Genomic DNA, 14,121 nt, shown 5'->3' on the forward strand with positions numbered 1-14,121 from the left:
GGCTGCGGCGCATGGCGATTGCCGCGCGCCGCCCCTTTGTTTTGTGTCACTGCGGGCTCAAGCCGCGCATCCGCTCAGACCGCCGCCGCAGAATCTCCAGCGTGGCCAGCATGGCGATCGAGATCACCACCAGAATGGTCGCGACGGAAAGGATGGCAGGGCTGATCTGTTCACGGATGCCGTTCCACATCTGCCGGGGAATGGTCTGTTGGTCGTGCGCGGCCACGAAGAGCACCACCACCACTTCATCAAAGGACGTGACGAAAGCGAACAAGGCCCCCGAGATCACCCCCGGCAGGATGAGCGGCATCGTGACCTTGAAAAAAGTCGTGGTTGGGGGGGCACCCAAGCTGGCAGCGGCGCGGTTCAAGGATTGGTCGAAACCAATTAAGGTGGCGGTCACCGTGATGATCACAAATGGGATGCCCAATGTGGCATGGGCAAGGACGACCCCCACATAGCTGCTGGTCAGTCGGCCGCAGTATTGCGAGAGCCCCGTCCATGCAATCAGCGCGCAAGGGCTTGAATAAAAGAAGAAAAGACCTGTGGCTGTGATGATGATGGGCACGATCATCGGAGAGATGAGAATGGCCATGATCAGCCGGCGGTTCGGCATTTCTGGCCGGGACAGGCCCAAGGCCGCGATGGTTCCCAGCACAGTCGCCACGATGGTGGAAAACAGCCCGATGATCAGCGAATTCTTCGCAGCCCGCACCCACGCGCTTTCACGCCAGACCTGCGCCCACCATGCGCTGTCGCGCGGCACATCGGCTGGGATGGCGGGCTGTGTCAGCAGCAGATCATACCACCGAAGCGAATAACCGCTCGGGTCAAACGCGAGCATCTTTTCGGTGAACGTGAAATACGGTTCGGCGTTGAAGGACAACGGAATGATGATGAGGATCGGCGCGATCAGGAAGAGAAAGATCAAGCCGCAAATGACCAGCCGGGTGTAATGCCAGATGCGCTCAAGCGGTGAGGCGTAGACGGGAAGAGACATGTTGGCTTACCCCAGCTTCAGATTGTCAATGCCGACCAGCCGATCATAGAGCCAATACAGTACCAGAACCGCGCCCAGCAAAAGCGCGGCAAGCGCCGAGGCCAGCGACCAGTTCAGGCTGCTTTGCATATGAAATGCGATCAGATTGGAAATGAGTTGCCCCGACGCCCCGCCGACCAAAGCGGGCGTGATGTAATATCCGACCGCCAGAATGAACACCAACAAAGACCCCGCACCGACCCCGGGCAGGGTTTGTGGCAGATAGACCCTGCGGAAGGCGGTCCAGCTTGTCGCGCCAAGGCTGCGGGCCGCACGAACATAGGACGGCGGGATCGGCCGCATCACGGAGTAAAGCGGCAGGATCATGAAGGGTAGCAGGATGTGGGTCATTGCGATGATCGTCCCCGCTTGATTGTAGATCATCTGGATTCGCCCGTCCTCGCTGATAAGGCCCAGCGATACCAGACTGTTGTTCACCACGCCTTGCTGTTGCAGCAGAACCATCCAACTGGTGGTCCGCACCAGCAGCGAAGTCCAGAACGGCAGCAGAACCAAGATCATCAACAAGTTGGACCAGCGCATCGGCAAGGTGGCCAGCAGATGTGCAATCGGGAAGCCAAGCACAAAGCAGGTGAAGGTGATGAGCCCAGCCAGAAGAAAGGTCTTGAGAAACAGACTGACATAGATCTGTCGGTCTTCCGGCATGGGAACGATCTTGCCATTCACGTCGCGCGTCATGTCCAGGGCCGCAAGGAAGAAGTTGGCGCTGTAGGCGTCGGACACCTGACGCATGGTGCCCCAAAGCACGGGATCATCCCACTTTGCGTCTTCTTCCAACAATGCCTCGCGGTAAGGCGGCTCAAATCGGCTGGCTGCACGAGCTGTCGAGGTGAAGAGTGATCTCGTTCCTGACATTTCGTAATTGACCCGTGTCCCCACCACCCCAACGGTGCGGGCCGCTGCCGCATCCTTGAGATCGAGCGCAAGCGCTTCCCACGCGGTTTCGTCTGGTGGCGTGCCGGGCGGGGTTTCGGCAAACCATGCCGTCACGCGTGGCATGTTGGCGGAAAAACCGTCGTTGTAGATGGCTTGATGCATCAACTGCCCGATGGGCACGATGAAAGTGATCACAATGAAGGCCAACAAGGGCAGGACCAGCAAGAAGGCCCGCCGCTTGGCGCGTTTCTGAGCGCTGGCCAAAGCCGATTTAAGCGACCTCCCATCGCTTGTTGTCAGCAGACCTCCGGCCGGTGCAGAACTGTCAGCCATCCTGATTTCCTCTTGATCTGGCGAAAGAGCTGAACGGTGGGGCGGCGACAACCCGCCGCCCCACCATCACGTCAATTCGACGCCAGCCAAGCGTTGAAGCGCTCGTTCAGCTCGGTGTCCCGGTCGACCCAGAACTCATAGGAGGAGGGCAGGGCATTGGTGAGGTTGTTGGCAGCCGTTGGCATGTAAGGGCCCATCTCGGTCTTGCCATCCATGAACATGCCCACCAGCGGGCCGGAAGACTGGCGCGCCGGGCCATAAGCGATCCATTTTGCTTGATCTGCCAAGGCCTGCGTGGTTGTGGCAAAGGTAATGAACTGCTTGGCCAAGTCCATGTTGGGCGCACCCTTTGGAATAGCATAGCCGTCATATTCATAGACCTGACCATCAAACACCTGTTTGAAGGGTTTGCCCTCGGTCACCGTCGCCGCGAAGAAGCGTCCGTTATAGCCCGTCGTCATCGCCACTTCGCCATCGGCGAGCAACTGCGGGGGTTGTGCGCCGGCTTCCCACCAGATCACGTCGCTCTTGATGGTTCCCAGCTTGGCAAACGCCCGCTCCACACCTTCCGGTGTTTCCAGCAACGCATAAACTTCATCGGCCGGGACACCGTCCGCCATCAGGGCCATTTCCAGATTGACCTTGGCGCCTTTGCGCATGCCGCGTTTCCCGGGATATTTCGCGGTGTCAAAGAAATCTGCGATGGTCGTGGGCGGGTCAGAGGGGTATTTGCTTTCATCATAGGCGTAAAGCGTTGAGAAAACGATCGTGGCGACGAAACAGTCGGTCACTGCGCCCGGCAGGAAATCATCCATCGCAGCGGTGCCATCGGCCGCAGGTGACAGAATGGACGGGTCCAGCACCTCCAAAAGCCCTTCATCACACAGACGCACGGCATCTGCATATTCCAGATCGACCACGTCGACCGTGACATTGCCCGCCTCGACCTGAGCTTTGATCGGGGCGGCGGGGTTATCCGCATCGACGTTGACGACGGTGATCCCTGTCTGCGCCGTGAAAGGTTTGTGGTAGGCTTCAATCTGGCTCGTCGCATAGGCGCCGCCCCAAGACATGACCGCGATCTCTTGTGCAGATGCCGCGACGGCAAAACCCGAAAGCGCTGTAGACAGGACAAGAAGTTTTCTCATTGCAGTCTCCCATGTTGATCTTTTCTTGGTGGTTCTGTTGGCCGCATTGCGCGGCATGTCCTCTTTTTGAAGGAGGATGGGGTCAGAGCGGATCGAGCGCGCGCGCATCTTGCGGGTGCCACCCGACCTTCAGCTGATCTCCTTGGCTCAGACGCGTCTGGCCAAGGGTGTTCCGCATCTTCATGACAAAGTCATCGGAACCAGCGACGCGGAGCCGGGCCCGCAGGATGTCGCCCATGTAAATCACCTCAAGCACTTCCGCCGCAATCATATGCGCGCCAGCTGGCATCATCTCGGGCTTGAATTCCACACGCTCGGGCCGGATCGAAACAAGGGTTTTCTGGCCTTTTTGCGTGACGTTTACAGGGGTTGCGTCAATCAATTCACCCGTAGCCAGCCGCACAAGCGCCTTGCCGTCCGAAAGCGCTTCGATCGTGCCGGGCAGCTTGTTGTTTTCCCCAATGAACCCGGCGACAAAGCTGTTGTCGGGGCGTTCATACAGATCGGCGGGCGGCGCCAACTGCTGGATGCGCCCGTCGTTGAACACGGCGATCCGGTCGCTCATCGTGAGGGCTTCGCCTTGGTCGTGCGTCACATAAACGACGGTGATCCCCAGACTTTCATGCAAGTGCTTGATCTCGAACTGCATATGCTCGCGCAACTGTTTGTCCAGCGCGCCAAGCGGTTCGTCCATCAAGACCAGTTTGGGGTCGAAGACCAAGGCACGGGCAAGGGCGATACGCTGTTGTTGGCCCCCGGAAAGTTGCGCCGGGCGACGGTTGATGAAAGCCCCCATCTGCACCATGTCGAGCGCGCGCGCGACTTTTTCCTCGCGCGTGGATTTGGTCATCCCACGCACTTCCAACGGGAATGAAAGGTTTTCTCCCACAGTCATGTGCGGAAACAAGGCATAGTTCTGAAACACCATGCCGATGCCCCGTTTGTGGGGGGGGACCATGTTGATGTTGACCCCATCCAGTCGGATCTCGCCGTTGGTTGCTGTTTCAAACCCAGCCAGCATCATCAGGCAGGTGGTCTTGCCCGAGCCTGATGGCCCAAGCATCGTTAGAAACTCACCTTTTGCGATGTTCAGATTAAGGTCTTTGACAACAAGGCTCGCGCCGTCATAGCTCTTTTGCACCCGGTCAAAGGCAACGAAGGCGTCCGTGTGGCTTTCGCTCACCGCGCTGTTCTCCCCATGTGGTCCGGCAGATTTTCTGCACTTGTTATGTCGACTAAAGCCAAAGCCACTTCGCATTGCAACTGGCATGTCGTCGAAACAGGCATCGCATGTGGGATGCGGCAAAATCAGTCATTTTGCGCCGCTTTCGCCGACTCTTGCGGCACTCTGTGGGTCCGCTCCGCCGCGCCGCCGATCTGCCAGGGCAGGGCGACACATGGCGCATCGCCCCCCCGCATCCCCATGCGGCCGAAGACCAGATTGGACAGCGTAAGGCCATGTCGCAGCGGGCCCTGATGACCAAAAGTCTATCAGGTTTTTCACAACAGATCGCGCCTGCATGCCGTTAGACAAAAGGCAGGCCGCAAAAGCAAAAGAGCGCCCTTTTAAAGGGGCGCTCTTTCGATGCTAACCAAGTCGTGGTGCGGATGAAAAGACTCGAACTTTCACTCCGGTTAAGGAACAGCGACCTCAACGCTGCGCGTCTACCAATTCCGCCACATCCGCAGACACGACTTGGATGGGGCGCTTGTAGCGAAGCCGCGCGGCGAAGGAAAGAGGGTTTTTCACATCTTCCTTCGCTTTTCGTGCGCGGCCCAGAAAGGCATGTAAACGCCCCTGTGCGCGTCACAATTTGCGTCAGGGGGAAAGCGCAAATTTCGGCATGCCAACCGACACAGCCGGTGCCGCCGGAGCCATCGTTTCCGCGCGACCGGCAGCTGTGTAGGCTGCTTTTCGTATGATGGCACTCCGGTCATTGATCCCGGGCGCAAACACCGCCTGTCCTTGCCCCATGGCCGTCAAGCTCATGTCATACCAATCCAACGCCAGTTCCGGGCGCAAAGATGCGCCATAGCCCTGCGAGAGGTGATGGCCCAGCAGTTCGGCATAGGCTGGCTCGCCCATTGCGGTCAGCAACAAGGCTGAACCTACGGCAACCGTCATCGCATCGGTTGTGTATCCAACCCCAAGGCAGACCTTTGCGGTCCCGGTCATCTGCGCGGGCGACATGCCTGATGCAAGAATGAACGCCTTCACGCCAGCCAGAACCTCGTCGCGCGTCTTGACCGAAAGGGCATTCACGTGATCGGCAAGGACCGGACCAAAAGCGGCACATTGTTCGGTGATTTGCGTCGGCGTGAACCCCGCAACCTTGCTTGCCATTTCTTCGCCCGAAGCCATGGCATAGGTGCGGGCCAGACAAAACTGTTCGGCCAGCGCAAATGCAGGATCCGTCATGCTTGCTTCGGTCACATAGCCGCCGTTGGTATTGGTCATCAGGCTGATCTTGTTGCAATGGCTCGCCAAAGAAACCTGTGCGGTGCCGGTGCCCATGAAACTGGGCAAACTTGGCTCCGCCGCGGTTGCGACCGGAGCGCTTTCTGGCAAAAGAGCAGGCAAGGCAGGTGCGGCCGCCATTACCCCGACCGCGGCTGAGGGAGGCGTTGCAGGAGGCGCAGAAACAGGGGGACTTGCCGCAAGGGTGGACGGGACGCCCGCCATCTCGTCGCGCTGTATCAGCAGCAGGCCGCGCATCCCCATCGGATGTGTCGTCACCGCCTGCGCCACCATCGGCCCGCCCGCAATCGCGCGGTGATAAGCGGTCACAAGCACCGTGCGTTCATATTCCGTCAATTGGCCGGTCGCCGGATAGCCCAGTGTCGCCTGATAGCTGGAAATGGCACCCCGGCTTTTGGGACCGATCGCACCATCGGGGGTGCCCACGGGATAGCCAAAATGATTCAGCGCCGTCTGCACTTCGCGGTTGCTTTCGCGCTGCGCCGCAGAAATCCCATTTGAGGATTTGGTCGACCGCCTTTGCGTCGTCACACGCCGATTTTGCTGATCTTTCGCGATGGCATGACCGATGATACCACCCAGCAGCGCGCCTGCGATTGCATCACCGGCATCTGCGTGCACCGGGTCCGCGGGTGAAAGGCCAAGGCCAAGAATGATTCCCGCTGTTGCAATTCCTTTCAACTTCATCCCAACTCTCCCAAAACCACAGACTCAATACAGGTGAAGAAAAGGCTATCACGATCTTGCGATCTGACGAGTTGTTTTTTCCGAACCGAAGGCTTTGCATGCTTGAATGGCACCATCTTCCCGGCCTCGCGCCCTATCTGGACACGCTTTCCGCCATGGAAGCGCGCGCCGATGCGATTGCGCGGGGCGACGCTCCCGAAGCGATTTGGCTTTTGGAACATCCGCCCCTCTACACGGCAGGGACCAGCGCGCGCCTGCAGGACCTGACCGATCCTCACCGTTTTCCGGTGCATGAAGTGGGGCGGGGAGGGCAATACACCTATCACGGGCCCGGACAGCGCGTGGTCTATGTCATGCTCAATGTTGGTGAACGGGGCCGGGATGTGCGGTGTTTCGTTCGTGCGATGGAAAACTGGGTCATTGCCGCTTTGGCGGAGTTCAACGTCACCGGCGAGGTGCGGCCGGGCCGGGTCGGTGTCTGGGTCTCACGCCCCGAGCGGTCAGGTCCTGATGGTCAGCCAGCAGAAGACAAGATCGCGGCGATCGGCGTCAAATTGCGCCGCTGGGTCAGCTTCCATGGTATTTCGATCAATGTCGAACCAGACCTGTCGCATTTCTCGGGAATCGTGCCCTGTGGCATACGCGACAGGGGTGTGACCAGTCTGGTCGATCTTGGCCTGCCTGTGACCATGAACGATCTTGATGTGGCCCTGAAATCCACCTTTGGGCGCTTCTTCCCTGATGGTGGTTTGCGCCCAGATGGGGCCAACCCGGCCCTTTGCGCGGGATGATCGCCCGTTTGTCTCGTTAAGGTAAGATCGCCAACCACATCCAGGTTGAACCAAACGAAAGCGCTGTGGCGATCAGCACCGCAGACGCATTGACGCGCTTTGCAACCCCGTAAAGATGCGCAAAAAGATAGGCATTCACACCCGGCGCCATCGCCGCCGTCACAACAGCAGATCGCAAGCTTGCGGCCTCCAGTGCAAAGATCTGCGTCGCCATCAGCCATGTGACGCCCGGGTGAACGATCAAGGAAGCCACACAGACCATCGCGATTGTCGCGCGATCCCCTTCGGGACGGTAGCGAAGCAGCACCCCGCCCAAGCCAAACAAAGCCGCCGGAATCGCCGCCCGTGCCATCAGGTCGATCCCAGACCAGAATGCACCGGGCAACGGCACCCCCGAGAAGTTGACAGCAAAGCCCAAGAGGATGCCGATGACCAAGGGCTGCGAAAAGATGGCCTGAAGCACCTGACGCGTCAGCGCAGACGGGGAAAGGGATTGCCCGCGCGCGCGCGACCATTCCATCAGCCCGATGCCAAAGGCGTAGAGCATGGGCGAATGGACGGAAATGATTGCAAAGTTCCCTTGCAATGCATCAGGGCCATAGGCCCGTTCCGTGATTGGAAGGCCAAGCAGCAGCGTATTGGAAAACATGCCGGCAAAACCGATCGCGACAGAATCGATCAAAGGCCGTTTGAAGACATAATATGCGCCCGCAAAGCACAGTCCGAACCCGCTGAAAGCGCCGGCATAAAAAGAGACCAGCAAACCGGTGTCATAAGCGTCTGACAGATTCAGCGTGGCGATCGAGCGGAACAGCAAGCAGGGCAAGGCAAAGTTCTGCGCAAAGCGCATGAGTCCATCCACCGCAGAGTCCGAAAACAGCCCAAAGCGCGCTGCCGCGTATCCAAATCCGATGACAAGAAACACCGGGAAAATCACGTCGAAAAGAGCGGTCATGCCGCAATCTCGATCACCATACCATCATGGGCAGGACGGATATGCGGTGGCAGTTCTTCTGACAGGACTGCGTAATCCAGATCATTGTGCATATTGGTCAATATTGCGCGCCGGGGTCGCGCCCGCGCAATCCAGTCCAGCGCCATCGCCAGATGGGCATGCGTGGGGTGCGGCTTGCGACGCAGCGCGTCTACGATCCAGACGTCCAAATCATCGAGTATCGGCCAGTGCTGCTCGGGGATGGCAACTGCGTCAGGCAGATAGGCAAGATTTCCGATGCGAAATCCCTGCGCATCCACACTGCCATGCTCGCACAGGAAGGGTATAAAGGTCAGATCGCCTCCCGCCCCGGTCACGGTAAAGGGGGTATCATCCGTGATGGTGTTGAGGTCGAGAATCGGAGGGTAAGGGCTGCCCGTGGGTTGCACAAAGGCATAGCCAAACCGCGCCACAAGGGCATTTTGTGTGGGGCCGTCGGCCCAGACCGGTAGGCGGCGGTGAATGTTGAAAACCACCTGCCGAAGATCGTCGACGCCATGGGTATGGTCAGCATGCGCATGGGTATACACCACCGCATCCAAGACCCCGACCTGTGCCGCCAGCAACTGCGCGTGCATGTCAGGGGACGTGTCGATCAGCGCCCGCGTGATGCCTGCCAGCCCGATCCGCTCGACCAGTAAAGAGCAGCGCGTGCGCCGGTTCTTCGGGTTGGCAGGATCGCAGGCGCCCCAGTCGGGGGCGTCGGTGCCAAGGCGAGGCACACCTCCAGACGAGCCACAGCCGAGAATTGTAAAGCGCAGCCGGTCGGTCATGCCGCAATGTCCGGCAGGCGCGCGCGGGTGAAAAGCCGGTCGAAATTGGCCGTGGTCTGCGCTGCAAACTCAGCTTCTGTCATGCCAAATATGGCAGCGCCAGCCTTCGCGGTATAAGCCGTATAGGCCGGCTCATTTCGGCGCCCGCGCCGGGGTGGGGGGGCCAAATACGGGCTGTCCGTTTCCAGAAGAATCCGGTCAACCGGGGCTGCCGCGAAGATATCGCGCAATTCCTGCGAACGGGGAAAGGCGGCAATGCCCGACATCGACAGATAAAACCCCAGCTCAAGCATGGATTTGGCAAGCGCCTCCCCGCTTGAAAAACAGTGCATGACACAGGTGTAGGGCCGCTCGCGGAAACCTTCCGTCAGAATGGCGGCGATGTCATCATCGGCCTCGCGCGCATGGATGATCAGGGGCAGACCAGTCTCTTGCGCCGCAATGATGTGCACGCGCAGGCTGTCTTGCTGGATCGCTTTGCTCTCTGCGGTATAGTGGTAATCAAGTCCGGTCTCGCCGATGCCGACAAACTTCGGATGCCGCGCCAAGGCCACCAATTGATCGACGCTGGCCATCGGTTCTTCGGACGCGCTCATCGGATGTGTGCCTGCCGCATAGAACACCGAAGCATGCGCTTCCGCGATCGCACGCACGTTCGGCTCATTCCGCAGCCGGGTGCAGATCGTCACCATCCGCCGCACGCCCGCCTCATGCGCCCGAAGGAGTATCTCGCTGATCTCGCCCTCGAAATCCGGAAAATCAAGGTGACAATGGCTGTCGACGAGTTCTGCGGGAAGGGAAGTGGGCATGAAAACAGCTCATTTCTGGGCGAGCTGACCCGCCGTCTCTTCGATTTTGAGCAAGCTATCCATCAGAAGTGCGGCAGGGTCAAGGTTGACCGCCTTGCCACGCCGGGCGCGCAGCGACAAGCTTTGCGCCAAATCCGCCCACGCCCGCGCTGCGTTTTCTGAAGGGGACAGGCGGGTAAACAACTCGGCCTCTCCGCGCGCGGCTTCGGGGGGCAGCTGGCGCAGGGTGCCAGCACGCGCCAACCGCGCCAGAAACAAATCCAGCAGCGTCACGATCAGATCAAAACGCTCTTCGGCGCCTTTTCCTGCGCCCGTCTCCGACAGTGCCAAGGCGCGGCCGCGGTCTAGCCGAGGCAGTGTCGTCAAAAGCTGGATCAGGCCTGTATAGGTCTTCAGCCCATCAAGGTTGGTCAACCGGAACGCCTCACCAACAGAGCCGCCCGCCAGTTCGCCCAAAGCCTGCACATCCTCGGGATCTACAGCGCCGCCCGCCATTTCCAAAGCTTTCGCAAGATCTTGCGGCGCCAAAGCGGTCAGTCGCAACTCGCGGCAGCGTGACCGGATCGTGGGCAGCAGACGATGCGGTTGATGTGCGATGACCAGAAAGGTCACATCGGCAGGCGGTTCCTCAAGAAGCTTGAGCAACGCGTTGGCGGCGCCGGTGTTCAGATCATCTGCCGCGTCAATGATCGCCACACGCCGCCCGCCATCTGCCGCTGAAAGGGCGAAGAACGATTTCATCTTGCGCACTTCATCGACCCGAATGTCGGCTGACAACGCGGTTTCTTTGTCATTCGCCCCGCGGCGCAGCAAGAAGAGGCGTGGTTCGGCCAACTGCATCATGCGCCGCGCCACCGGCGCATCAGCCGGGATGTCAAGGCTTTCTGGCGCGGGGGCCGCGAACATGCCACCGTCATCTGTCGGAGTGGCCAGCAAAAAGCGGGCAATGCGCCATGCAAGCGTGGCTTTGCCAACCCCGCCGGGCCCGGTGATCAGCCAGGCGTGGTGCAGACGGCCTGAGGTATAGGCATTCAGAAAGGCGCTTTCTGCGGCGTCATGCCCATAGAGGCGCGACGTCTCACGCGGGTGCGGTGCGCCCTCTATCCTGTCGGGCTGCGGCAGATCTGCTGTGGCCATCAGTGGCCCCCGATCGCGGCCAGAACAATGTCCAACACCTCTTCCGCGACCTTTTCAGGCGCACGCGCGCCGTCCAGCACGCGAAACCGTGGGCGATCTTGGGCCAAAGCGAGAAAGCCCGCGCGTGCGCGCGACTGAAAGGCAAGCCCCATGTCCTCAAAACGCATTTCGACGCCGGCACGGGCCGTCGCGCGCGCAAGTCCTTCGGCGGGATCAAGATCAAACAACAGGGTCAGGTCGGGCTCGACGCCAATCATCAGCGCATGCAGGGCGTCGACCGTGGAGGCCAAGTCGCCCCGCGTGATGCCTTGAAAAATGCGGGTGCTGTCTGCAAAGCGGTCGGTTATGACCACATCGCCGCGCGCAAGCGCAGGGCGGATGGTCTTTTCCAGATGGTCCCGCCGGGCAGCCGTGAACAGAAGAATTTCGGTCTCGGCAGACCAGCGATCTGTGGCACCTTCCAACACCAGCCGCCGGATCTCTTCCGCGCCTGCGCTTCCTCCCGGTTCTCGGGTCAGGGTTACGGAATGGCCTGCGACCTGCAAGGCTTGAGCAAGCAGGCGGGCTTGGGTGGATTTGCCCGACCCGTCAATGCCTTCGAAGCTGATAAAAAGTCCCGCCATAGTCTCCACCTCTCAAGAGGCGGGCGCCTCATCGAGATAGCGGGCGCGCAAAGACTCGACGGCTGTCAGCAGACGCTTGCCAAAGCCACCACGTGCCACATCGCTTTCCACAACCAAGGGCACCCGCGCATCTGGCAGGTCTGGAATATGGATCACCATTTCGGCAACCTGCGTGCCGGCAGTCAGCGGGGCCTTGAGGGGGCCTGTGTAAACCACCTCAGCGGTCGCGCCCTCTTGCACCAGCGCTGGCACCAAAAGCCGAACATCTTCGGCGGGCACAAGTCCCACGCTGTCGGTGGCGCCCATCCATACAGGGGCCTGTGTCACCCGCTCACCGGCCTTGATCAGCGTCTTTTCAGCAAACTGGCGAAAGGCCCAAGACACGATGCGCTCAGCTTCTTCGGCCCGCTCACGTTCGGTCGCCAGACCGGTGATCACAAAGATCACGCGTCGGTTGCCTTGCGCGGCAGAACCGGCAAGGCCGTATCCCGCCTCAGACGTATGCCCGGTCTTCAACCCATCGGCGCCAACCCCCAAGGCAAGCAGAGGGTTACGGTTGTTTGCATTGGCAGGTGCACGGCCTTTGTAGTCAAACGTCGTTTCGGCAAAGATTGAATAGTATTCGGGGAAATCAAGGATCAGCCGCTTCGACAGGATGCCCAGATCCCGCATCGACATCACATGCCCCATCGCTGGCCAGCCTGATGAGTTTTTGAACACAGAGTTCTGCATCCCCAAGGCACGGGCACGTTGGGTCATCTGCTCGGCAAAGGCCTCTTCGGTTCCGGCCAGCCCTTCCGCCACGGCAACGCAAGCGTCATTGCCGGAGTTGACGATCATGCCATGGATCAGTTCGTTGACTGTCGGACGATCGGATTCCTGCAAGAACATGGTGGAGCCCCCCATCGCGGCCGCACGTGCCGACACCGGAAAAGCCGTATCCATCGTCACGCGGCCGTCACGCAGCGCCTCGAACAGCATATTGATGGTCATAAGCTTGGACATGCTGGCGGGGGGAAGTGCCAGATCTGCGTTCTTATCCATCAGCACGGTCTGTGTGCTGACATCATATACCCATGCCGCTGTCGCGCGGGTCTCGAACGCCTGCGCCACCGACGCGGCGAGCATCAGGGTCAAGGTCAGAGCGGGGCGCAGCAGATTGTAAAACTTAGGGCGCATCGGAACTCCGGCAATCAGCGTTTCAAGAAGTAGGCGTCAGGGAAGCCAAGGCCTTTGACCTTTGTCATGACCGCAGCATCCCCGCTGGCCGTCACTGACCACAGCGCCTTGCCTTGGCTTTCCTCGCGGCGCATCGTGGCGGTGACGCCCCCCTTGCTCAGTGTTTCCACGGCGCGGGTGGCATTGCCTTCGACAGAGAAGATCCCAACCTGAATGGTGCGCCCGGTGCCAGCCGCCGGAGATGCCGCCGCAGCAGGTTGCGGCGCCGCAGCGGCGGGTGCGCTCACCACAGGCGCGACAACCGTGGGCGACACAGGCCGGCCGTCGGCCCGGTCGAGTGCTGCAGCCGCGCCCGCGATCGGGTCCAGTGACTGCGTTTCGACCGCTTCAGAGGAGTCGAGAATCGGCTTGGAGGCATCGGTGGTCACGGTGGGCTCTTCGCGGCGCAGGGCAATCACACTCACATCCGCGGGTGCCCCGGCCAAAATTCCAAGAGCAGCAGCGGCATCTGAAGAGATCTGAAGCTTGGGCCCGGGATTTTCGATCTCACGGCGGAAGAGGGCGCCGATGACGAACTTACCGTTGGATGTGTTGCGGATGATCACCCGTTCCGGGTCCTTGGCATCGGGCGACGCGACCCAAACACCGCCCAAAGAGGGGCGTCCATCCCACAGGGCCTTGTCCTTTGTCTGGAAGACTTCCGGCGCTTCTACGTCGCGATCCACCAACCGCGTCGATGTCGAGGCCGCCGGAGCGGCTTGCCCATCCGTCGTTGCGCCATCACGTTTGAAGGGATTCTCGCCGTTCACACAAGCGGCCAAAGCCGTGCTTGCAACTGTCATCAGGATAAGCGACCTGATTCCTGCCTGTGCCATTTCTTGCCCCCGATGTGCGCAGGTTTGGCCCACGCTGTTTTCGCAAGACCTGCCTTTTAAAGCGGTCCGTGCCAGAACCATAGTGTAATCTGCGCGCAAAGCATACCGTTCTGCACGGCGCGTGGAAAGGGCATCCGAAGTAATTGGAAGAGCACGACACGGACAGTTGACCAATCCGCACGACAGGCGCTTGAATTCGCCCGGAAGCCCCGTTAATCGGGGCAGAGTGGAAGTGTGGCCGAGTGGTTTAAGGCTCTAGTCTTGAAAACTAGCGTGCGGGGAACCGTACCGTGGGTTCGAATCCCACCGCTTCCGCCACAATATTCACATCGGCAAAAGTGTCGCGCACGTCACAGT

At 60.0% G+C, this 14,121-nt stretch carries 13 protein-coding genes and 2 tRNA genes; 2 read left to right on the top strand and 13 right to left on the bottom strand.

What is annotated here, in order from left to right; translation table 11 throughout:
• Nucleotides 1-46: 46 nt before the first annotated feature.
• The 6 genes from CUR21_RS04675 to CUR21_RS04705 form a co-directional block, all read right to left on the bottom strand.
• The gene (locus CUR21_RS04675) at nucleotides 47-1,000 is read right to left on the bottom strand and encodes an ABC transporter permease (RefSeq protein WP_100195850.1); all 954 of its coding nucleotides are present in this window, start codon (nucleotides 998-1,000) and stop codon (nucleotides 47-49) included.
• Between the two features lie 6 nt (nucleotides 1,001-1,006).
• Nucleotides 1,007-2,269, bottom strand: coding sequence for an ABC transporter permease (locus CUR21_RS04680; protein WP_100195851.1), 1,263 nt, complete (start codon nucleotides 2,267-2,269; stop codon nucleotides 1,007-1,009).
• A 71-nt stretch (nucleotides 2,270-2,340) separates the two neighbouring features.
• Nucleotides 2,341-3,417, bottom strand: coding sequence for an ABC transporter substrate-binding protein (locus tag CUR21_RS04685; RefSeq protein ID WP_100195908.1), 1,077 nt, complete (start codon nucleotides 3,415-3,417; stop codon nucleotides 2,341-2,343).
• 82 nt (nucleotides 3,418-3,499) lie between these two features.
• Entirely contained in the window at nucleotides 3,500-4,600 is a 1,101-nt protein-coding gene (locus CUR21_RS04690) for an ABC transporter ATP-binding protein (protein ID WP_232622683.1), read from the bottom strand.
• A gap of 417 nt (nucleotides 4,601-5,017) precedes the next feature.
• Nucleotides 5,018-5,104, bottom strand: a tRNA-Leu gene (locus CUR21_RS04700).
• Nucleotides 5,105-5,236: 132 nt separating this feature from the next.
• Nucleotides 5,237-6,583, bottom strand: coding sequence for a peptidoglycan-binding domain-containing protein (locus CUR21_RS04705; RefSeq protein WP_100195854.1), 1,347 nt, complete (start codon nucleotides 6,581-6,583; stop codon nucleotides 5,237-5,239).
• Between the two features lie 98 nt (nucleotides 6,584-6,681).
• On the opposite strand from CUR21_RS04705, the gene lipB reads away from it, so the two are divergent.
• The gene (gene lipB, locus CUR21_RS04710; RefSeq protein ID WP_100195855.1) at nucleotides 6,682-7,374 is read left to right on the top strand and encodes a lipoyl(octanoyl) transferase LipB; all 693 of its coding nucleotides are present in this window, start codon (nucleotides 6,682-6,684) and stop codon (nucleotides 7,372-7,374) included.
• 16 nt (nucleotides 7,375-7,390) lie between these two features.
• Here lipB and CUR21_RS04715 read toward each other — a convergent pair whose 3' ends face one another.
• From CUR21_RS04715 to CUR21_RS04745, 7 genes are read right to left on the bottom strand one after another with little or no spacing between them, the layout of a single operon-like run.
• On the bottom strand, nucleotides 7,391-8,329 hold the full coding sequence (locus CUR21_RS04715; RefSeq protein ID WP_100195856.1) for an AEC family transporter: 939 nt from the start codon (nucleotides 8,327-8,329) through the stop codon (nucleotides 7,391-7,393).
• Nucleotides 8,326-9,141, bottom strand: a complete 816-nt coding sequence (locus CUR21_RS04720) for an MBL fold metallo-hydrolase (RefSeq protein WP_100195857.1) — start codon at nucleotides 9,139-9,141, stop codon at nucleotides 8,326-8,328. Before CUR21_RS04720 ends, CUR21_RS04715 begins: the two co-directional genes overlap by 4 nt.
• Nucleotides 9,138-9,950: a TatD family hydrolase gene (locus CUR21_RS04725; RefSeq protein ID WP_100195858.1), complete on the bottom strand. Its 813-nt coding sequence runs from the start codon at nucleotides 9,948-9,950 to the stop codon at nucleotides 9,138-9,140. Before CUR21_RS04725 ends, CUR21_RS04720 begins: the two co-directional genes overlap by 4 nt.
• A 9-nt stretch (nucleotides 9,951-9,959) precedes the next feature.
• Complete coding sequence (locus CUR21_RS04730) at nucleotides 9,960-11,087, bottom strand: DNA polymerase III subunit delta' (protein WP_100195859.1); 1,128 nt, start codon at nucleotides 11,085-11,087, stop codon at nucleotides 9,960-9,962.
• Nucleotides 11,087-11,710 (bottom strand): dTMP kinase, encoded by a 624-nt coding sequence (gene tmk / locus CUR21_RS04735; RefSeq protein ID WP_100195860.1) that lies wholly within the window; start codon nucleotides 11,708-11,710, stop codon nucleotides 11,087-11,089. Before tmk ends, CUR21_RS04730 begins: the two co-directional genes overlap by 1 nt.
• Before the next feature lie 12 nt (nucleotides 11,711-11,722).
• On the bottom strand, nucleotides 11,723-12,889 hold the full coding sequence (locus CUR21_RS04740) for a D-alanyl-D-alanine carboxypeptidase family protein (RefSeq protein WP_100195861.1): 1,167 nt from the start codon (nucleotides 12,887-12,889) through the stop codon (nucleotides 11,723-11,725).
• 14 nt (nucleotides 12,890-12,903) lie between these two features.
• Complete coding sequence (locus CUR21_RS04745; RefSeq protein WP_232622684.1) at nucleotides 12,904-13,731, bottom strand: SPOR domain-containing protein; 828 nt, start codon at nucleotides 13,729-13,731, stop codon at nucleotides 12,904-12,906.
• A 261-nt stretch (nucleotides 13,732-13,992) separates the two neighbouring features.
• Between CUR21_RS04745 and CUR21_RS04750 the strand changes: the two genes are divergently transcribed.
• Nucleotides 13,993-14,082, top strand: a tRNA-Ser gene (locus CUR21_RS04750).
• Nucleotides 14,083-14,121: the final 39 nt, after the last annotated feature.

Source organism: Pseudorhodobacter sp. MZDSW-24AT (assembly GCF_002794355.1).
Lineage (GTDB): Bacteria > Pseudomonadota > Alphaproteobacteria > Rhodobacterales > Rhodobacteraceae > Pseudotabrizicola.

Coding starts and splice junctions, on each gene's coding strand:
- tmk (WP_100195860.1), bottom strand. CDS start 11,710: ATGGCGGGACTTTTTATCAGCTTCGAAGGCATTGACGGGTCGGGCAAA.
- CUR21_RS04745 (WP_232622684.1), bottom strand. CDS start 13,731: ATGACAGTTGCAAGCACGGCTTTGGCCGCTTGTGTGAACGGCGAGAAT.
- CUR21_RS04705 (WP_100195854.1), bottom strand. CDS start 6,583: ATGAAGTTGAAAGGAATTGCAACAGCGGGAATCATTCTTGGCCTTGGC.
- CUR21_RS04740 (WP_100195861.1), bottom strand. CDS start 12,889: ATGCGCCCTAAGTTTTACAATCTGCTGCGCCCCGCTCTGACCTTGACC.
- CUR21_RS04720 (WP_100195857.1), bottom strand. CDS start 9,141: ATGACCGACCGGCTGCGCTTTACAATTCTCGGCTGTGGCTCGTCTGGA.
- CUR21_RS04685 (WP_100195908.1), bottom strand. CDS start 3,417: ATGAGAAAACTTCTTGTCCTGTCTACAGCGCTTTCGGGTTTTGCCGTC.
- CUR21_RS04675 (WP_100195850.1), bottom strand. CDS start 1,000: ATGTCTCTTCCCGTCTACGCCTCACCGCTTGAGCGCATCTGGCATTAC.
- CUR21_RS04715 (WP_100195856.1), bottom strand. CDS start 8,329: ATGACCGCTCTTTTCGACGTGATTTTCCCGGTGTTTCTTGTCATCGGA.
- CUR21_RS04680 (WP_100195851.1), bottom strand. CDS start 2,269: ATGGCTGACAGTTCTGCACCGGCCGGAGGTCTGCTGACAACAAGCGAT.
- CUR21_RS04730 (WP_100195859.1), bottom strand. CDS start 11,087: ATGGCCACAGCAGATCTGCCGCAGCCCGACAGGATAGAGGGCGCACCG.
- lipB (WP_100195855.1), top strand. CDS start 6,682: ATGCTTGAATGGCACCATCTTCCCGGCCTCGCGCCCTATCTGGACACG.
- CUR21_RS04725 (WP_100195858.1), bottom strand. CDS start 9,950: ATGCCCACTTCCCTTCCCGCAGAACTCGTCGACAGCCATTGTCACCTT.